This window comes from Pseudonocardia alaniniphila (assembly GCF_022524485.1).
In the GTDB taxonomy this organism is placed as follows: Bacteria; Actinomycetota; Actinomycetes; order Mycobacteriales; family Pseudonocardiaceae; genus Pseudonocardia; species Pseudonocardia alaniniphila.
Genome location: NZ_JAKXMK010000032.1, coordinates 50,866 through 68,157, shown reverse-complemented (window position 1 = coordinate 68,157; position 17,292 = coordinate 50,866). Strand labels below are relative to the sequence as shown.

The following is a 17,292-nucleotide window of genomic DNA, read 5'->3' as shown; positions in this document are numbered from 1 at the left end:
GATCCGATGGGTCCCGCAGCTCGTCAGCGCAGGGCGATGTCCATCCGGACGTGCGGCTGCCCGACGTAGTCGAACGGATCGCCGACCCGCGTCCACCCCAGGTGCCGGAAGAAGGGCTCGTTGGGCTGCTGCACGTAGGCGATCATGACGTGGCCCCCGCGCTCACGGGCCGTCGCGACCGCGAACCGCACGAGCGTCGCGCCGAGGTGGCCGGCCCTGCGGCCGGGGAGCACCGCGAGGCGGTCACCCTTCCACTCGCCCGGGCCGCGCTCGTAGAGACGCACGCTGCCCGCAGCATGGTCGTCGACGAACCCGAGGACGTGCAGCGTCGCGGGGTCGTCGTCGACGGCATCCCGGTCCGAGCCGGGGAAGAGGCGCTGCTCGTGCACGAACACCGCTTCCCGGACGAGGTGGTGTGCCGTCAGCTCAGCGGGCTCGACCGCGATGCGGCAGGTCTCCCGGCCGCGGACCGGCCCGGTCCGCCGCGTGTCTTCGCGGACCGTCACGACCCGCCGCCGATCTCGGCCCGGCAGCGCCGGAACCGCTCGATCCACGGCTCACGGCGGGTGAACGAGCCGCCGTCCGGCGAGACGCCCGCCGGTCCGATGACATCCACCCGGTACGGCTCGGGCGACCACGCGTCGAGAGTCGCCCGCAGCTCGGTGCCCGACGGGATGTGCAGATGCGTGCAGCTGCCGACGCCGGTCGTCCCGCCCGTCAGATCCTCGATGCACTCCGGTCCGTTGAGCACGGCCCACTCGCTGCCGATCGCCCGGGCCCGCTCGATCGCGGCTCGATGGCCGCAACGGACCTGCTCCGCGATGAGCTCCCGCTCGCGCATCCCGCACGCGACCCCGACGAGCAGCGAGAGCGGGACGGGGCCCGGCGGCGTCTGGCCGGCCTGGGCGACGAAGCCCTCGGGGTCGGCCATCACCTGAGCGAGATCCTCCAGCCCGGCGCGGCGGCGCCCCAGCTCGGCGGCGAGCACCCCGATCGTCTCGACGGCGCGCGCGTAGGAGACGGGGTCGGCGACGAGCGTCGGGAACAACGACTGTCCGGCGGCCCGCCACTGTTCGCGGCGGCGCGCCACTTCGACGGTCGGTTGTTCCCCGTCGGGCGGCGGCGTCACCGTGAACGGGTTCATCTCCTGCTCCTCTGCCTCGCCGACCGGGACCAGCCACAGGCTGCGGCGGGTCCCGGTCCGAACTGGCTGCCGCGGAGCCGCGGCCCGTACGCGGAGCGCGCGGGACCGGGCTACAGCGTCCAGGTCTGCAGGACCAGCGCGCCTTCCCGGCGAGCCGTGAGCTGGCAGTCCAGTACGTCGAGCGGGTGGATCGGCTGGACGCCCTCGATCACGTCGGTCTCGCGCATGCCGTACAGAGCCGCCATCGCGAACCGGCAGGCCAGGACCTTGCCGCCCTCCTTCAGGAAGGTCTGCAGCTGGTTGTTGTAGGCCATGTGTCCAGGGAAGGCCTCCGCGCCGACGGTCGGGAAACCGCGCGTGGCCGAGGCCATCAGCACGCCGGGCCCGTACAGCACGAGCGTGGTGTCGAAGCCCTTCCGGTTGATACGGGTAGTGGTCAGCATGTTGACCAGGCCCACCGAGCCCTCGTAGGGAACGGTGTGCATGAAGACGTAGGCCTTCTCGCCCTCGTTGGCCTGGATGTCCTCGAAGAGCTTTTCGTCGTAGTCGACGATGGCGTCGCCCTGGTGGGCACGCTGTCCGACGATCTGGGCCACGATGTTCTCCTTTGAATCTCGGTGGATCTTCCGCGGTCAGACCGCGGGTCCTGGGGGACGGGGCGGCGGCGCCCACGTCCGGCGGTGGCTGCCCGGCATGGCGCGCATGATGCGGTTGCGCAGCGGCCAGGGCAGGGCGGCGTACGTCGGCGCGAACACCCGGAGCCAGAAGAACTCCTTCGCCCCCTGAGGGGGCCGCGGTGCCGGTGCTCCCTGCGTCCGGGCGAGCTTGTGGTGTGCTGCCACGAGCAGGTAGTGCTCGGAGTTCTCACGGAGCCAGCCGAAGAAGGACGCCATCGAGGCCTACCTCCCCGCGGTGAGGCCGTTGGTGGCCGCGAGCACGATGGGCTCGTTCAGCGCACCGATGGCGGGCGAGTAGACGTTCTCCATCGTGGCGAGGTCGTGCAGCGTCATCCCGAACCGGATGGCCTGGGCGAGGAAGTCCGCTCGCTCCTTGATCCCCTCGCCGCCGCCGATCATCTGGGCGCCGATGAGGCGCAGCGTGCCCGGCTCGGCCAGCAGCTTGATCTTCACCTTCTGCACGCCCGGGTAGTAGCGGGCCCGCGAGATCCCCTCGGCGACCGCGAGGACGTAAGGGATCCCGAGCGCTGTCGCGGTCGTCTCCCCGAACGAGGCCCCACCGATCACCCACTTCCCGGCCGGGGTCGCCCAGGGCACGTACACCGCCCGGTAGGCACGGTCGCCACCACCGGCGTTCGTTCCCGCCGTCTTCCCCTGCGCGTAGGCGTGCGATCCGGTGAGCCCCTGGAGCGGGGTCCGGGTGAGTCCGTGCGGGATCTCGACGGCGTCACCCGCGGCCCACACGTCCGGCGCGGAGGTCTTCATGCGCTCGTCGACGATGATCCCGCCGGTCGAGCCGATCTTGAGCCCGGCGGCGTGGGCGAGGGCGTTGTTGGGCACCTTGTGGGTCGCGATGACGACCAGGTCGGCCGGGATCTCCCCGCCCGAGGTGGCGACGGCCGCCACCTTGCCCGACCCGTTCCCGACGAAGCCCTCCAGCGTGGTGTTGAAGTGCAGGTGCGCGCCCAGCTCCCGCCAGGAGTCCTCGACCGGCGCCATGATGTCCGGGTCGGCCATCATGGCCAGCGCGTACGGGTTCGGGTCGATGAGGTGGGTCTCGACTCCCCGGTGCGCCAGTGCCGTCACCATCTCCAGCCCGAGCGGCCCGGCCTCGACGACCACGGCGGACTTCGTCTCGGAGATGACCTTGTCCCACTCCATCGCCTTGCGGATGTTCTTGACGTAGTACAGGCCTTCGAGGTCACCACCGGGCACGCCGGGGTCGGCGTAGTTCCAGCCCGTGGCGATGATCAGGGTGTCGTAGGGGACCGTGCCCTCCCCCTCCACGGTGACCGTGTGGGCGGCGGTGTCGACGGCGGTCACCGCGGTCTCGTAGTGCACGTCGATCCCGGCGTCCACGTAGGCCTGCTTGCCCGCGAGGAAGAGCCGCTCGAAGTCGGGGATCTCTCCACCGTGGACGTAGGGGATTCCGCAGGGGCTGTAGGCGACGTCCTCGTACTCCGTGTAGACCACGACGTCGGCGCTCGGGTCGGCGGCCTTCACGCCACCCGCAGCACCGAGACCGGCCGCTCCTCCACCGATGATCACCGTCTTACGCGGCGCTGGGGACAACGTGGCAACCTTTCACCATGGTCGCCTGCTGGACAGGCTTCACTACCGGCACGCACTATGGGAAACAAAATTCTACGATACTCAAACGGAATGCCGTGTCAAACCTTGGAGGACCCATGTCCACCGACCCGCTCGCCGCTCCCGACACCGCGCGGGACGCGTCAGCCGGGTGGGAGGCCGTGGTGGGCTCCATCGGCCCGAAGGTCCGCGCGCTGCGCCGGGAGCGCGGCCTGACGCTCCAGCAGCTCGCGCACGCGGCGGACGTGTCCACGGCCTCGGTGCACAAGGTCGAACGCGGCGACATGGTGCCCACCGTCACCACGCTGCTCAAGATCGCCGGAGCCCTCGCGGTACCGGTGCGGTTCTTCGTCGAGGACAGCGAGCCGACGCACGCCGCCGTGCTCACCCGGTTCGGCGATGCCGTCCGGACGGGGCCCGTCGTCATCACCGGCCCGCCCGACCGTTTCCGGTCGAGCGGCACCGTCGCCCGGCTGGAACCGGGCGAGGAGCGCCCCGGCCTGCGCCGGGCAGGCGAGACCCTGCTCGTGGTCCTCGAGGGTCGCCTCGACGTGGAGGTCGCCGAGGCCCGCTACACCGTTTCGGCGGGCGAGGCGCTGCACTTCCCCTCGTGGCTCGAACATCGGTGCCGCAACTCCGGCGAGACGACGGCCGAGATCGTCGCCGTCGACGTGCCGGACGTCTGAGCGGTCAGCCGGCCGGTTCCGCCGCAGAAGCTCGCGCACTCGCCAGGAGCGCCGTCTCGGCCGCCGCGAAGCCCGCGGTCCGCTGGTCGGCGGCGGCCCCGAGCTCCACGAGCACCTCCCGCAGGCCGGCGATCATCGCGGCCAGCGCTGCCGGCGCGGCGCCGCCCTCGGCCTGCCGGGACGCGACGATCGACCGCGGATCGAGGACATCCGCCAGATCGACGTCCGCGAGCCCCCAGCCGCGGCCCGTGTGCGCCACCGCGGCCTCGTCGAGCATCGCCCCGGTGATCGCGTGGCCGGGGATGCCCGAGCGTGACGCCTGCCGCACCGCGTTGCCGACCACCACGTACGCCGTCCGGTAGTCCACCCCGACCAGCCCGACCAGGTGCTCGGCCAGGTCCGTGGCCTGCGTGTAGCCGCGGTCGAGCTCCTCCCGCATCCGCTCCGGGTTGACCCGCAGCGTGCGGATCACTCCCCCGGTCAGCCTGGTGATGCGCTGGCTCAGGTCGAGCGCGCGCGGCACCTCGCCGTAGGCGAAGATCAGGTTGTCGCTGCGTGCGGACGGGCTCTTGGTCACCGCCAGGAAGCCCGTGAGCCTGCCGATGACCACGCCGGACGCGCCCCGGATGATCGCCAGCGAGTAGGGGTTGCGCTTCTGTGGCATGAGGATGCTGGAGCGGCTGTAGGCGTCGTCGAGGTCGACGAAGTCGAACTCGCTCGAGGAGAAGATCTCCAGATCCTCTGCCACCTTCGAGAAGTTCGAGAGCAGGCTCGACGTCGTCGCCAGTATGTGGATCAGGCCGTCGACCTGCCACATCGCGTCCCGGGTGTGCGCGATGACCTCGCGGAAACCCAGCGCGGCCGCCACCGGATCGCGGTCGTCGAGCAGCCGGGTGCCGTTCACGCAGCCTGCGCCGCCCGGGCTGGTGTCGATTCCGTCCAGCTCGTCGAGCAGGCGGCGGGCGTCGCGCACCGCGGGATAGGCGAAGGAGAGGAGGTAGTGCCCGAACGTCGACGGTTGCGCCTGCTGCAGGTAGGTCTGGTCCGGCAGCAGCGTGGCAGCGTGCTCCTCGGCCCGGTCGACGATGTCCGAAACAGTGCCGACCGTCAGCCGGACGAGATCGGCGAGCTGCGCGCGCAGGTGCAGCCGCAACGCCACCCGCGCCGCCTCCCGCCGGGGCCGTCCGGCGTGGAGCCAGCCTGCGACGTCGCCGAGCCGGGACACGAGATAGCGCTCGCGTGAGTTGTAGGGCTCCCCGTACGCGGGGTCGTAGGGGAAGTCCTCCGGCGCGATCTCGACGACGTCGAGCAGCGCGGCCAGCAACGCCCGCCGTGCGTCGGCCGGGATGATGCCGCGACGGGCCAGGTCGAGCACGTGCGCGAGGTCGGCGAGGTTGAGCCCGTGGTGCAGGAAGGCCGCGTCGGCGTTCTCCAGCGCGAACCCCGACTCGATCAGCTCGGGCGCCGGGCCGTTCTCGGGGAAGCCCTCCGGGCGCGACCGGCGGACGGGGCGGGCGGACGTGCTCATCGTCGTGCTCCTCCGTCGAGTTCCATCGCGGGCGCCGGGGCACCTCCGGACGGCCCTGCGCCCGTCACGTGAGCGACAGCGGGCACGAGCCCGCCGGTGTGCCACCACACCACGGGGCCCGGCGGCCTGCCCAGCAGCCGGTCGACCGCCACGCTGAACGCCTCCGCGCCGTAGGTGGTGTCGAGGAACAGGCCCTCGGTGTGCAGAGCCAGCCGGGCACGTCGCCGTTCCTGTTCCGTCGCCGTGCCGAAGCCCTCCCCGCGCGCGTCGACCAGTTCGAGCTGGTCGGACGTGGGCGCCGTCGTGCCGCGCAAGGCCGCACACTCACGGGCCATCGCCAGTACCGTCCGCCGCACGTCCTCGGGAGGCCGGCTCACCGAGACCGCGACGACCGGGAAGGTGGCACCGGCGGCGGCGAGGCCCGCGAGCAACCCCGCGCAGCTGCCGCCCGAGCCCAGAGGCAGCACGACCTCCACGGGTGGCGGCGCATCCGAGAGCTGTCCCATCAGCTCGGCCGCCGCGTCCGCGAACCCGAGCGCCCCGATCGGCGTGGAACCGCCGCGGGGTACCGCGGTGGCGGGCCGACCGGCCAGCGTCAGCTCTGCGGCCCGTTGCGCGGCCAGCACGTCGACCTCCTCGCGGTCGTAGCGGCCGGTGGGGAGGATGCGCGCTCCCGCCGCCTCCGCGATCGCGACGTTGGTCGCCCCGTGTGGGTCGCCCCAGAGCACGATCTCGCAGTCCAGCCCCGCGGCCCGGGCCGCGAGCGCCGCGGCGGGCACGAAGTTCGAGCCGGGACCTCCGCCGGTGACCAGCACCTCGGTGCCCTGCGCGAGTGCCGCGCCGACCAGGTACTCCAGGGCGCGCGCCTTGTTGCCCGCGACGCCGAACCCGCTCAGGTCGTCCCGCTTCACGAGCAGCGTCCCGCAGCCCAGCACGGCCTCCAGCCGTTCCGCACGCACCAGCGGGGTCGGCAGCACGGCCAGCGGGAACCGCTGCGGTACCTCTCCCGGCTGCGCGGTCATCGCCAGATCTCCGGTTCGGCCCCCCGCGCCGCGTGAGCCCGGGCGAGCACGCCGTCGACCATCCGCGCGGCCGTCTCGACGGCTGCCGAGGTGCCCCAGCTCCGCACCTCCTCCGTGGTGGCGAGTCCCCGGCGAGCCAGGGCGTCCGGCAGATCCACGACAGTGGTGCCCTCCTCGCGCAACACCTCGTGCAGGGCCTGCTGGGCCCGGTATCTGCCCAGGCGCGTGGTCAGGCCGGCGAGGACCCGCTCGGAGCCGAGCCCGCCGAACCGTTCGACGGCGGCGGCCATCGCCTCGGGATGCACCTCGATCCCGTCCAGCAGGCGCCGGGCCAGTTGCAGCGCCACCGCCGTGAGCTGGCAGACCTCCGGCAGCGCGATCCACTCCGCCTTCCACGAACGCCCGTCTCGCTCGTGACCGCCGACCATGCCCTCCACCAGCACCGCGGACGAGGCCCGCGCGAGCCGCGCGAGCGTGTCAAGATGCTCGCTCGCCTCCGGGTTGCGCTTGTGCGGCATCGTGATGCTGCTGACCGCACCGCTGGGCGTGGGCTCGGCCAGCTCGCCGATCTCCGGCCGGGACAGCTCGTAGACCTCGACGCCGATCCGCGCCAGGGTCCCGCAGATCATCGCGAGCACCGTGCCGAACTCGGCCACGCGGTCCCGCGCGGTGAGCCACGAGATCCCGGGATCCTGCAGACCGACTTCAGCGCAGAACCGGGCCCGCAGCTCAGGCCCGTCAGGCCCGTAGAACGCCAGTGCCCCGACCGCGCCCGCGAGCTGCCCGGCGCACCACCGGTCCCGTCCCTCACGCATGCGGTCGACGTGGCGGCGCACCTCGTCCGCCCAGGACGCGACCTTGAAGCCGAACGTGATCGGCGATCCGGGCTGCCCGTGCGTGCGTCCGGCCATGATCGTGTCGCGGTGCTGCGCCGCGAGTTCCAGCAGCCGCGCCTCGCAGGCCCGCAGGTCGCGCCAGACGATCGCACCGACGTCGCGCATCAGCGTGCCGAACCACGTGTCGGTGATGTCCTGAACGGTCGCGCCCACGTAGACGTGCTCGCGTGCACCCTCCGGCAGCACGCGCTGCAGGCCGCGGATCAGGCCGAGCGTCGAGTGCGACGTGAGCCTGGTCTGCTCGGCCACGTACTCCAGGTCGAGCGCCTCCACTCGCGCGTGGGCCGCGATCTCCCGCGCCGCAGCGGCCGGGACGATGCCGAGCGAGGCCTGGGCGCGAGCCAGCGCGGCGAGGATGTCGAGCCACGTCTGGAGCATCGCCGGCTCGTCGAACAGGGCGTCCGATTCCGCGGTGCCCCACAGGTGCCCGTAGAGGCGCGACGAGCTCAGCCTGGTCGCCACGGCGGGGCCTCCCGCTCGGCGAGGCCGCGGAGCGCCTCACGCACCAGGTCCAGCGAGGACCCCCACGGCACCGTCGCCCAGCCGTCCCCGATCTCGATGTGCTCCTCCTGCAGGCAGCACTTGGCGAGGACCGGTTGCGGAGGGCGGGAGCCCGCCAGCGTCTGCTTCGGGCAGAAGTCGACGGTCGGTACGTCGCCACCGTAGAAGTGCCGGTGGATCTGCTGCGACCGTGTGCACCCGAGCAACGTCCAGTCCGCGCGTTCCGGGTGCTCGTCGAGGTAGGACACCTGCGCTCCCGGCACCTCCGCACCGGAGCCCCGGCACGGCAGCAGGTAGTGACCGGCCGGCCGTTGCCCGGCCAGGTCGGCCAACCGCACCGGCTCCGGCACGATCTCGACGGGTGGGAGGTCCTCCGTGACCGCGACGACCCGCCGGGCCTGGTCCACGAGCTTGGCGGGTTCCGGCGGCACGACATCGCGCACGGCGATGCGCAACGGCTGCGGGTCGATGATGAAGTTGACGTGCGAGTACCGGCCCTGCACCACCACCGCGTACACCCCGGGCGCCCGCTCGGCCGCCACCGCCGCCAGGACGGAGGGGATGCCGGTGTCGGCGTCGGGCTCGACGACGTAGGCGCACTCCTGCGGTCCGGCGAGCATCGACACGGCGACGACCGGCGAGAACAGGGGGCCTTCCGCGGCGCGGCCGATCCGTAGCAGCGCGGTCGGGCCCGGAGTGTCGGGATCGCGGCGCGCCACGACGAACCGGGTACGGCGATAGGCGTCGCGACCTGTGAAGTGATCGCGCAACGCAGCCTCGTCGAGCGCGACGTCCGGCGGGACCGTCGCAACCGAGACCCCGCGGTAGCGCAGGGGGACGAAGTTCGGCCCTGGCCGCTCCCGCCCGTCGGTCACGCGGGCTCCGCACCGGCCAGGGAAGGAACCGCCAGCACGGCCGTGTCCGAACGCAGGCCGAGGCGCAGCGTCTCGACCGACAGGACGTCGCCGGGAACGACGTTCCCGAGGTTGACCTCCGGCCCGAAGCGGCGCACGAACCAGGCCTGCTGGGTCGACCGGGGCGCCTCGAACACCACCCGCTCGACGCCCACGGCCGCGACGACGGACTCCACCACCTCCGGCCGCACCCGGCCCTGCTCGTCGAACGTTCCGACGGTGCCGCTCTGGCGCCCCTCGGTGACCACCAGCGAGGCGCCCGCGTCCAGGTCCGAACAGCACTCGGCGGGCCAGTGGCGGGCCGGGTGCATCTCACCGGGTGCTTTCGACCCGACCTCGGCGAGCACGGCGAAGTCGCGCGCGGCACGGGCGATCAGGGCACTCTTCTCGGCGAGGGTCATCGGCACGGTTCCGCGTGAGACCTCGACGAGGGTGAACCCGGCGTCCTTGGCCCAGGCGAGGCACTTCTCGGTGTGGCCCTGTGCCCAGGCGATCTCCAGCAGCGTGCCGCCCAGGCAGAGGTCGATGCCGGCAGCGGACAGCCCCGCCACCTTCGCATCGAGGGTCGCATCGACGTAGGCGGTGCCCCACCCGACCTTCCAGATGTCGATCAGGTGGCCTGCCCCGGCCAGAACGTCCGCCAGCGCGCCCGGACCGATACCGGGATCGAGCACGTGAGTGAGCCCGGCGGTGCGGGGCCGGGCGGGGCGGGCCGCGAGATCGAGGAAGTCGGCGACGGGCACGATCCCCACCCTAGATCTGATCGGCAACGGAATTCTACTATCCGATACGTGACCCGGCCCCGTCGCTCAGCCCGGCACCACGTCGAACATCGTTGCCGGGCCGGAACGTGCAGGCCGGGCGCGGCGCGCGCCCCGGTGCACGATGTCCAGCGCGAGCATGAAGGCGGCCCCCGCCCGGTCGGGGCGCTCCCAGTCGTGACGCTCGACGAAGCAGGACCACTCGCTCGGCGGCACGAGCGTCTCGTGCGAGTAGTCGAGCTCGTGCCATGTCACCGCGAGCTCGACGAGTTCCAGCAGCGCATCGGGATCTCTGTCGACGCGAAGCAACCTGTCGTGATGCGCACGGCGCGAATCGGCCGGGCAACCCTGCCGGCAGGTGACCAAGCGGAGCGGTGCGTGAGCGACAGCGGTCATCGGATGCTCCCGGCGTTTTCGGACATCGCCGCCGAAGCTGCGCGCTTCGGCGCTGTGATATGGAGCACTCTGCCCGTTTCCGGTTGCACCGGTGTTGCAGACGGACTGAAGGGATGACAGCCGTCCAGCGGAGTGTGACCGCCCGGTGGACCGGTGGCATGCGCGCGGAGGTCGACGCGGGCGGCTTTCCCCTGGTCGCCGACGAGCCGGAAACCTTCGGCGGTACTGGGAGCGGCCCACAGCCGACCGAGCTGCTGCTCGCCTCGATCGCGTCCTGCTTCACCCTCGCGGTTGCCCACAGCGCGGCCAAGCGCGGGGTCACCGTCACCGACCTGCGGGTCGAGGTGACCGGCTCCTACGACGGCCCCCGATTCACGGCGTTCCGGATCGTCGTGCACACCGACGTCGCGCCCGGTGCGGAACTCGACGCGGTGATCGCGGCGGCCCAGCGCGTCTGCTACGTCACGCGGACTCTGGCGGAGCCGCCGGACATCGACGTGGTGGTCGGCTGAGAAGCCCGGGTCAGGCCGTCGAGACGTCGTCGACCGCCCGCAGCACGCGCAGGGCGTTGCGGCCTGCGAGCTTCGCGCAGTCGTCCTCGCTCCAGCCGCGCTCCAGCAGCGCGGCGAACAGCGCCGGGTAGCGGGAGACGTCCTCCAACCCGACCGGCAGCTCCCGGGTGCCGTCGAAGTCCCCGCCGATGCCGATGTGGTCGATGCCCGCCACCTCGCGGGCATGCTCCACGTGCGCGACGACGTCGTCGAGCGTGGCGACGGGGCTCGCAGGCCCGTCCCAGTCGGCGGCGAACCTGTCGCGGGCCCGCAGGTCACGGTGGTCCAGCCCGGCGGCGGCCATGGCGTCCTGGAGCTGCGCGTCCCACTCCACGGCGGCGGCCGAGACGAACCGCGGGACGAACGTGACCATGCAGACCCCGCCGTTCGCCGCGAGCGCGCCCAGTACGTCGTCGGGCACGTTGCGGGGGTGGTCGGTGACCGCGCGGCACGACGAATGGGTGAACAGCACCGGGGCGGTGGTGGTGGCGAGCGCGTCGCGCATCGTCGTGGCCGCCACGTGGGAGAGGTCGACGACCATCCCGATCCGGTTCATCTCCCGCACCACGGCGCGCCCGAAGTCGGTGAGCCCGCCGTGCACCGGCTCGTCGGTGGCCGAGTCGGCCCAGGCGGTGTTCAGGTTGTGGGTGAGCGTCAGATAACGGACGCCCAGGCGCCGCAGGCTCCGCAGCACGCCGAGCGAGTCGCCGATGCAGTGGCCGCCCTCGGCGCCCATCAACGAAGCCACCTGCCCCGCCGCGAAGGCCGCTTCCGCGTCGTCGGCGGTGGTGGCCGCCCCGAGGTCCGACGGGTACCGCTCGGTGAGCCGGTGCACCAGCTCCACCTGCTCCAGCACCGCCGTGACGGCGTCGGCCCCCTCGAACGAGCACGGCACGTACACCGACCAGAACTGGACGCCCACCCGGCCGGCACGCAGCCGCGGCAGGTCCGTCTGCAGCTGGGGCAGCCCGGCGGTGAGGTCGGTGCCCGCGACGGCGTCGGCGGGGTCGGGCCCGGCGAGGCGCCGCAGCGCCCACGGCAGGTCGTTGTGGCCGTCGACGAGAGGGTGACGTGTGAGCAGGTCGATCGCGCGCTGATCCACTACCCGAGTATCACCCCCGGGCCCCGGCCGGTGCTCCGACGTGGCACCGTTCATCTCGTGACCACCCCGCGCGACCGTGACGCCGCGGGACGGGCCCGCAACGCCCGTCCCCGTGACGCGTCCGGGCGCCCGCTCCCCCGCGGCGCCGCCGAGGGTGTCGAGCGGGTGCCCGACGACCTGGTCCTCACGCCCGACGAGGCTGTGACCCGGGCCCAGGAGCTCCTCGACGCGGGCCGCCCGTTCACCGCGCACGAGGTGCTCGAAGGTGCGTGGAAGGCGGCCGACGAGCCGGACCGCGAGCTGTGGCGCGCCCTCGCGCAGCTCGCCGTCGGTCTGACCCACGCCCAGCGCGGCAACGCCCGCGGAGCGGTCGCATTGCTCGACCGCGGGGCGGGCAACCTCGCCCGCTGGGTGGGCCCGGTGCCCGCCGGACTGGACGTCCGCGGCCTGCTGGCCCACGCAGACGCGCTGGCCCGCCGGATCGAGCGCGACGGCCTCGCAGGCATCACCGAGCGCGACCTGAGCCTGCACCTGCGCGAAGGTGCGGTGTAATCCGCTCGCCGCCGCCCTCCCGGCCCGGCGATCATGCCGTGTGCCCATCACACCGGTCCTGACCGACGACGTCGTCACTCTGCGGCCCCACACCACCGCCGACATCCAGGCTCTGGTCGCGATGGGGACCGACCCGGAGACCGTCCGCTGGACGACCGTGCCGGCGCCCTACGAGCACCACCACGCCGAGGACTGGGTGCTCGAGAAGATGCCGGCCGGGTGGCACGAGGGCACGTCGTTCGGCTGGGCGATCGAGGCGGCCGACGACGCAGGAGCGCCGCGCTTCGCCGGCAACGTCGACATCCGCACCGGCCCGCCTGCGGAGATCGGATTCGCCGCGGCACCGTGGGCCAGGCGGCGCGGCCTGATGACGCGTGCTGTGCGGCTGGCCACCCGCTGGGCGTTCGACACGGCCGAGCTGCCGGTGGTGCACTGGTCGGCCTTCGCCGGGCACCTCGCGTCCTGGCGGGTTGCCCACGCCTGTGGCTTCACCTTCCACGGCGAGCGGCCGCTGGCACTGCCGCAGCGCGGGCTGCTGCACGACGGCTGGTACGCCTCGCTGCGCCCCGGCGATGCGCAGTCACCGCGTACGACCTGGTGGACCGTGCCCGTGCTGGACGGCGAGCGCGTCCGGTTGCGGGCCTTCACCGAAGCCGACGTACCGCGGATCGTCGAGGCTTGCTCGGACGAGCGGTCGCGCTACTGGCTGGCCGCGCTGCCTCACCCGTACACCGAGCAGGCGGCGCGGGAGTTCGTCCGCGGGAAGCAGCTCGGCGCGTCGCTCGGACAGACGGTGACGTGGGCGGTGGCCGACCGGGACGACGACCGGCTGCTCGCCAACGTGGGCGTCTTCGGGCTCGACGACCCCTTCAGTCCCACCGGCGGGGAGATCGGCTACTGGGCGCACCCGGACGCGCGGGGCCGCGGGATCGTCAGCGAGGCCGTCGACCTTGTGGTGGCCCACGCGTTCGCCCCCGTGACGGCCGGTGGACTCGGCCGGAACCGGTTGCAGATCGGCGCCGCGTGGTCGAACACGGCCAGCCGCCACGTCGCCGAGCGGGCCGGGTTCACCCTCGTCGGCCGCGCCCACCAGGACGGCATGATCGGCTACGGCGAGAACCGGACGGTCGACGACGGCGCGTGGTACGAGCGGCTCGCCGACGCCGAGGCGCCCGCGCTCACGACCCCCCGGGGTTGAGCGTGACCGTGGTGGGCGTGTAGCCGGCGCCCACCACGTCGACGCCCTCCGACGTCAACATCCCGACCGCCCGCTCGACGTAGGTGTTGGTGTAGGCCTCCGGGTCGGGGTCGCGCGTGAGCACGGTCTGCCCGTCGGCGTTCACGGCGGTGCGCGCCACCCGCACCGTCTGCTCCCAGGCCGCGGGGTCGATCGTGCCTGCGCCCGCGGCGGGCGAGGGCCAGATCAGCTTGTTCACCTCGTTCACCTGCCACAGCTGATGGCTGGCACCGAGCGTCGACCCCGCCTTGACGACGATGTCGCGGCACGACTCGACGTTCTCCCGGCAGTACGCCCAGCCCTCGATCGAGCCGGCGATGAAACGGGTGGTGGTGTCCTCGTAGGCGGGGTCGGAGAGCCGCTCCGTGCTCGCCCAAATGGCGTCCTGCAGCATCGCGGTGCCGGTGTCGTTCCAGTTGATCACCGAGAAGTCCGCCGGCGTGTAGAGCTGACCGGTCGCCGGGTTCTGCGCCTCGAGCACCTGCGCGTACTCGTTGTAGGACATGGCCTGCGCGGCGTCGATCTCGCCGGACAGCAGCGCCTGCATGTCGAACTGCTGCTGCACCAGCGTGACGTCACTGGCAGGGGTGAGCCCGGCCGCGGTCATGCCCGCGAAGAGCTCGAACTCGTTGCCGAAGCCCCAGTTGCCCACCCGCTTGCCGCGGAGATCGGCCGCGGACGTGATGCCCTTGTCCGCGAACGCCACCTGGTAGGTGCCCGAGCGCTGGAAGATCTGGGCGACATCGGTGATCGCGGCACCCTGCTCCCGCGAGGCGAGCGCCTTCGGCACCCAGGCGATCGCGTAGTCGGCCTGGCCCTGTGCCAGCACCGTCTGCGGGACGATGTCGACACCGCCCTCCTTGATCTGCACGTCGAGCCCGCGCTTCGCGTAGAAGCCCTGGTCGACGGCGGCCAGGTAGCCGGCGAACTGCCCCTGCGTGGACCACTGCAGCTGCAACGTCACCCGCTGCGGGCCGTCACCGGTCGAGGTGCCGGGCCCCGTCGTCGTGCACGCGGCGACGGAGAGCGCGAGCGCAGCCACCACGGCGAGCGATCGCAGCAGTCGTCGAGACGGCGGCCGTGCGACCGTTGCTCGTCCGTTCATGAGGACCTCCGGGGGTTGTCGATCACGACCGACCGCGGGTCACCAGGCGCTCGGCGAGCAGCCCGGCGAGATGGAACAGCAGCCCCACAGCGATGGCGGCGGCGACGAAGGCCCACGCTCGCGCGTAGGCGGTGTTGGCGGCGGCGGCGGAGATCCGGCTGCCCAAGCCGTTCTGCAGGCCGCCGAAGTACTCCGCGACGATCGCCGCGATCACCGCGGCGGGTGCGGCCAGCCGCAGGCCCGTCATGATGTAGGGCACAGCACCGGGCAAGCGGACGAACCGTGCGTGCTGCCACGGCGTGGCGGCCAGCGCCGTCATCAGCTCGGCGTGCACGGGCTGCACCTGACGCAGGCCGCGCATCGTGGAGACGAACACGGGCACGATCACCACGACCGTGACGACGAGCCGGCGCGCGACCTCCGTGGTGGAGCCGAACATCGTGGTGAACACGGGCGCGAGCGCCACGATCGGCACTGCGCTCGCGGCGAGCACCACCGGGGTGGCGAGCTCCTGCACCAGCCGGGACCGCGCCGCGAGCAGCGCCAGCGCCACGCCGAGCACGAACCCGGCCACGAGACCGACCGCCGCGTTGCCGCCGGTGACCGCGGCGGTGGAGACGATGACCGGGGCCTGAGCGACGATCTGCGCCCCGATCGCGCTCGGCGGGGGCAGCAGGAACGCGGGCACGCGGCCCAGCACCACCACCAGCTCCCAGAGCACGAGCCCCGCGATCCCGAACGCGACGGCGGGCCACACCCGGGCCAGGTGCAGCCCGCCCCGCCGCTCCCCGGGACCTGCACCCACGCCCGCCGCGCCGGGCACCGCGCCTGCCCGGCTCACTCGTGCCCCTTGCGCAGCGCCTCGCGCACCGCGGTGATCGCGGCGAAGAACGACCCGGACTCGCGGACGTCCTCGACGTCCTCGGGCTCGAGATCGCTGACCACAGCGGTGCCGGGCCTGCGTCCGTCGACGATCTCGGTGATCCGGCCCGGCCGCGGGGACATGACGACGACCCGGTTCGAGAGCACCACGGCCTCGGGGATCGAGTGGGTCACGAACAGCACGGCGGCGCCGGTCTCTCCCACGATCCGCAGCAGCTCGGCCTGCATCCGTTCGCGGGTCATCTCGTCCAGCGCCCCGAACGGCTCGTCCATGAGCAGCAACCGGGGGCTGGGGGCGAGCGCGCGGGCGATCGCGACGCGCTGCTGCATCCCGCCGGACAGCTCGCTCGGCCGGGCCCCGGCGAACTCGTCCAGCCCGACGAGCGCCAGCAGCTCCGCCGCCCGCGCCCGGCGCTCCGCCTTGCCGACGCGGTGGACGTGCAGCGGCAGCTCGACGTTCTCGGCGACCGTGCGCCACTCCAGGAGCCCGGCCTGCTGGAAGGCGATCCCGTAGTCCTGGTCGAGCCGGGCCTGCTGGGGTGACTTGCCCCCGACGAGAACGGCGCCGCCGGTGGGCCGTTCGAGATCGGCGACGATCCGCAGCAGCGTCGACTTGCCGCAGCCCGACGGCCCGATCAGCGACACGAACTCGCCTGCCCCCACGTCGAGGTCGATGCCGTCGAGCGCGTGGACGTCGCCGAACCGCTTGCCGACGCCGCCGAGCGAGACGGCCGCGGTCATCGGACGCTCCCGCGGTAGCGGCGCAAGCCGGCGTCCAGCAGCCCCACTGCTCCCGCGGCGACGAGCCCGAGCACCGCGGCGCCGAGGATCGCCGTGTACATGCGCGATGGGTCGCCGGTGGCGGACTGCGCGTACTCGATGATCAACCGGCCGATCCCTCCTCGCGTGCCGGTGGAGATCTCCGCGACGATCGCGCCCACCACGGCGGCCGCGGCGGCGAGCCGGACCGCGGGCACGACGTGCGGGACCGAAGCGGGCAGCCGCAGGCGCAGCAACGTGGTCCACCAGCCGGCCGCCAGCGTGCGCAAGAGCTCCACGTCGGCCCGGGCAGGCGAGGTGAGTCCCCGCAGCATCCCCACGGCGATCGGGAAGAACGCCAGGTACGCCGCGATGACCATGACGCTGGCCCACGGTTGCCACGACCACCCGAGAATCGCGATGTTGCCGCCCCATCCGGCCACGAGCGGGGCGATCGCGATCAGCGGCACGGTCTGCGACGCCACCACGTAGGGCAGCGCGGCCCGCTCCAGGAGCCCGAACCGTTGCATCGCCACCGCCAGCAGCACCCCGAACACGCCTCCGATCAGGAGCCCACCGAGGGCGAGACCGAGGGTGAACAGCGCACCGGAGGCCACCGCGGCGGCGACGCTGCGCGTGGTGGCGGCTCCGGCGACCTCAGGTTCGGTGAGCCGCCCGAGCACCGTCCAGACGTGGGGCATCGCCGAGTCGTCGGTGCGGGGCAGCACCCTGGTGTCGCCGATCGTCACACCGGTGGCGGGCAGCACGAGCTTCGCCAGCTCCCACACGGCGATGAGCAGGACGAACGCCGCGACGGTGGTGGCAACCGCGCGCGACCGACTTCCCATCCGCACGCTCCTGACGCTCGACCGGCCCGGTGGCTCCCCGGCGGAAGGCAATACTGCGAAACGCGGATGACCGTAGCGTTACGGGAGCAATGCTGCATCCAGCCGAAGCAGTCGTATTCGCTCCTTTTCGGACGGCTCGGC

At 72.7% G+C, this 17,292-nt stretch carries 20 protein-coding genes; 4 read left to right on the top strand and 16 right to left on the bottom strand.

All coding sequences use genetic code 11. The features are described from left to right. Positions 1-23: 23 nt before the first annotated feature. The 5 genes from MMF94_RS32305 to MMF94_RS32285 all read right to left on the bottom strand — a co-directional run bounded on the left by MMF94_RS32305 (position 24) and on the right by MMF94_RS32285 (position 3,393). A complete protein-coding gene (locus MMF94_RS32305; RefSeq protein WP_241041217.1) occupies positions 24-506 on the bottom strand; it encodes an MSMEG_0567/Sll0786 family nitrogen starvation N-acetyltransferase in 483 nt (160 codons plus the stop codon). Then, positions 503-1,144 (bottom strand): hypothetical protein, encoded by a 642-nt coding sequence (locus MMF94_RS32300; protein WP_241041216.1) that lies wholly within the window; start codon positions 1,142-1,144, stop codon positions 503-505. The genes MMF94_RS32305 and MMF94_RS32300 overlap by 4 nt, the downstream gene beginning before the upstream one ends. Before the next feature lie 110 nt (positions 1,145-1,254). Beyond that, positions 1,255-1,740 carry an MSMEG_0572/Sll0783 family nitrogen starvation response protein gene (locus MMF94_RS32295; protein ID WP_241041215.1) on the bottom strand — a complete coding sequence of 162 codons (486 nt, stop codon included), beginning with the start codon at positions 1,738-1,740 and terminating at the stop codon, positions 1,255-1,257. A 36-nt stretch (positions 1,741-1,776) separates the two neighbouring features. Continuing rightward, positions 1,777-2,037 (bottom strand): hypothetical protein, encoded by a 261-nt coding sequence (locus tag MMF94_RS32290; protein WP_241041214.1) that lies wholly within the window; start codon positions 2,035-2,037, stop codon positions 1,777-1,779. A gap of 6 nt (positions 2,038-2,043) precedes the next feature. Further along, positions 2,044-3,393: an FAD-dependent oxidoreductase gene (locus MMF94_RS32285; RefSeq protein ID WP_241041213.1), complete on the bottom strand. Its 1,350-nt coding sequence runs from the start codon at positions 3,391-3,393 to the stop codon at positions 2,044-2,046. 116 nt (positions 3,394-3,509) lie between these two features. Between MMF94_RS32285 and MMF94_RS32280 the strand changes: the two genes are divergently transcribed. Continuing rightward, positions 3,510-4,097 (top strand): helix-turn-helix domain-containing protein, encoded by a 588-nt coding sequence (locus MMF94_RS32280; RefSeq protein ID WP_241041212.1) that lies wholly within the window; start codon positions 3,510-3,512, stop codon positions 4,095-4,097. A 4-nt stretch (positions 4,098-4,101) separates the two neighbouring features. On the opposite strand, the gene argH is transcribed toward MMF94_RS32280, so the two are convergent. The 6 genes from argH to MMF94_RS32250 all read right to left on the bottom strand — a co-directional run bounded on the left by argH (position 4,102) and on the right by MMF94_RS32250 (position 10,115). Further along, positions 4,102-5,625 carry an argininosuccinate lyase gene (gene argH, locus MMF94_RS32275; RefSeq protein WP_241041211.1) on the bottom strand — a complete coding sequence of 508 codons (1,524 nt, stop codon included), beginning with the start codon at positions 5,623-5,625 and terminating at the stop codon, positions 4,102-4,104. After that, the gene (locus MMF94_RS32270) at positions 5,622-6,647 is read right to left on the bottom strand and encodes a 1-aminocyclopropane-1-carboxylate deaminase/D-cysteine desulfhydrase (RefSeq protein ID WP_241041210.1); all 1,026 of its coding nucleotides are present in this window, start codon (positions 6,645-6,647) and stop codon (positions 5,622-5,624) included. The genes argH and MMF94_RS32270 overlap by 4 nt, the downstream gene beginning before the upstream one ends. Continuing rightward, positions 6,644-8,005: a class-II fumarase/aspartase family protein gene (locus tag MMF94_RS32265; protein WP_241041209.1), complete on the bottom strand. Its 1,362-nt coding sequence runs from the start codon at positions 8,003-8,005 to the stop codon at positions 6,644-6,646. Before MMF94_RS32265 ends, MMF94_RS32270 begins: the two co-directional genes overlap by 4 nt. Next, positions 7,990-8,919, bottom strand: coding sequence for an XcbA family protein (locus MMF94_RS32260; protein WP_241041208.1), 930 nt, complete (start codon positions 8,917-8,919; stop codon positions 7,990-7,992). The genes MMF94_RS32265 and MMF94_RS32260 overlap by 16 nt, the downstream gene beginning before the upstream one ends. Then, positions 8,916-9,701 carry a phosphosulfolactate synthase gene (locus tag MMF94_RS32255; protein WP_241041207.1) on the bottom strand — a complete coding sequence of 262 codons (786 nt, stop codon included), beginning with the start codon at positions 9,699-9,701 and terminating at the stop codon, positions 8,916-8,918. Before MMF94_RS32255 ends, MMF94_RS32260 begins: the two co-directional genes overlap by 4 nt. Before the next feature lie 66 nt (positions 9,702-9,767). After that, complete coding sequence (locus MMF94_RS32250) at positions 9,768-10,115, bottom strand: hypothetical protein (protein ID WP_241041206.1); 348 nt, start codon at positions 10,113-10,115, stop codon at positions 9,768-9,770. 113 nt (positions 10,116-10,228) lie between these two features. Between MMF94_RS32250 and MMF94_RS32245 the strand changes: the two genes are divergently transcribed. Beyond that, positions 10,229-10,627 carry an OsmC family protein gene (locus MMF94_RS32245; RefSeq protein ID WP_241041205.1) on the top strand — a complete coding sequence of 133 codons (399 nt, stop codon included), beginning with the start codon at positions 10,229-10,231 and terminating at the stop codon, positions 10,625-10,627. A gap of 10 nt (positions 10,628-10,637) precedes the next feature. On the opposite strand, the gene MMF94_RS32240 is transcribed toward MMF94_RS32245, so the two are convergent. Beyond that, positions 10,638-11,768 (bottom strand): dipeptidase, encoded by a 1,131-nt coding sequence (locus MMF94_RS32240; RefSeq protein WP_241041204.1) that lies wholly within the window; start codon positions 11,766-11,768, stop codon positions 10,638-10,640. Between the two features lie 57 nt (positions 11,769-11,825). Here MMF94_RS32240 and MMF94_RS32235 point away from each other — a divergent pair, with 57 nt between their 5' ends. After that, entirely contained in the window at positions 11,826-12,320 is a 495-nt protein-coding gene (locus tag MMF94_RS32235; protein WP_241041203.1) for a DUF309 domain-containing protein, read from the top strand. A 40-nt stretch (positions 12,321-12,360) separates the two neighbouring features. After that, positions 12,361-13,518, top strand: a complete 1,158-nt coding sequence (locus MMF94_RS32230) for a GNAT family N-acetyltransferase (protein ID WP_241041202.1) — start codon at positions 12,361-12,363, stop codon at positions 13,516-13,518. Here MMF94_RS32230 and MMF94_RS32225 read toward each other — a convergent pair. The 4 genes from MMF94_RS32225 to MMF94_RS32210 are packed head-to-tail and all read right to left on the bottom strand — an operon-like array spanning position 13,499 to position 17,151. Beyond that, the gene (locus MMF94_RS32225; RefSeq protein WP_241041201.1) at positions 13,499-14,662 is read right to left on the bottom strand and encodes an ABC transporter substrate-binding protein; all 1,164 of its coding nucleotides are present in this window, start codon (positions 14,660-14,662) and stop codon (positions 13,499-13,501) included. The genes MMF94_RS32230 and MMF94_RS32225 overlap by 20 nt on opposite strands. A gap of 22 nt (positions 14,663-14,684) precedes the next feature. Further along, on the bottom strand, positions 14,685-15,503 hold the full coding sequence (locus MMF94_RS32220) for an ABC transporter permease (protein WP_241041200.1): 819 nt from the start codon (positions 15,501-15,503) through the stop codon (positions 14,685-14,687). Further along, on the bottom strand, positions 15,500-16,285 hold the full coding sequence (locus tag MMF94_RS32215) for an ABC transporter ATP-binding protein (RefSeq protein WP_241041199.1): 786 nt from the start codon (positions 16,283-16,285) through the stop codon (positions 15,500-15,502). The genes MMF94_RS32220 and MMF94_RS32215 overlap by 4 nt, the downstream gene beginning before the upstream one ends. Next, entirely contained in the window at positions 16,282-17,151 is an 870-nt protein-coding gene (locus MMF94_RS32210; protein WP_241041198.1) for an ABC transporter permease, read from the bottom strand. Before MMF94_RS32210 ends, MMF94_RS32215 begins: the two co-directional genes overlap by 4 nt. Between the last annotated feature and the right edge of the window lie 141 nt (positions 17,152-17,292).

What these genes read in the sequence shown, in the direction of transcription:
- MMF94_RS32300 (WP_241041216.1), bottom strand. Translation starts at nt 1,144, where the DNA reads ATGAACCCGTTCACGGTGACGCCGCCGCCCGACGGGGAACAACCGACC.
- MMF94_RS32290 (WP_241041214.1), bottom strand. Translation starts at nt 2,037, where the DNA reads ATGGCGTCCTTCTTCGGCTGGCTCCGTGAGAACTCCGAGCACTACCTG.
- MMF94_RS32280 (WP_241041212.1), top strand. Translation starts at nt 3,510, where the DNA reads ATGTCCACCGACCCGCTCGCCGCTCCCGACACCGCGCGGGACGCGTCA.
- argH (WP_241041211.1), bottom strand. Translation starts at nt 5,625, where the DNA reads ATGAGCACGTCCGCCCGCCCCGTCCGCCGGTCGCGCCCGGAGGGCTTC.
- MMF94_RS32270 (WP_241041210.1), bottom strand. Translation starts at nt 6,647, where the DNA reads ATGACCGCGCAGCCGGGAGAGGTACCGCAGCGGTTCCCGCTGGCCGTG.
- MMF94_RS32250 (WP_241041206.1), bottom strand. Translation starts at nt 10,115, where the DNA reads ATGACCGCTGTCGCTCACGCACCGCTCCGCTTGGTCACCTGCCGGCAG.
- MMF94_RS32245 (WP_241041205.1), top strand. Translation starts at nt 10,229, where the DNA reads ATGACAGCCGTCCAGCGGAGTGTGACCGCCCGGTGGACCGGTGGCATG.
- MMF94_RS32225 (WP_241041201.1), bottom strand. Translation starts at nt 14,662, where the DNA reads ATGAACGGACGAGCAACGGTCGCACGGCCGCCGTCTCGACGACTGCTG.
- MMF94_RS32215 (WP_241041199.1), bottom strand. Translation starts at nt 16,285, where the DNA reads ATGACCGCGGCCGTCTCGCTCGGCGGCGTCGGCAAGCGGTTCGGCGAC.
- MMF94_RS32210 (WP_241041198.1), bottom strand. Translation starts at nt 17,151, where the DNA reads ATGGGAAGTCGGTCGCGCGCGGTTGCCACCACCGTCGCGGCGTTCGTC.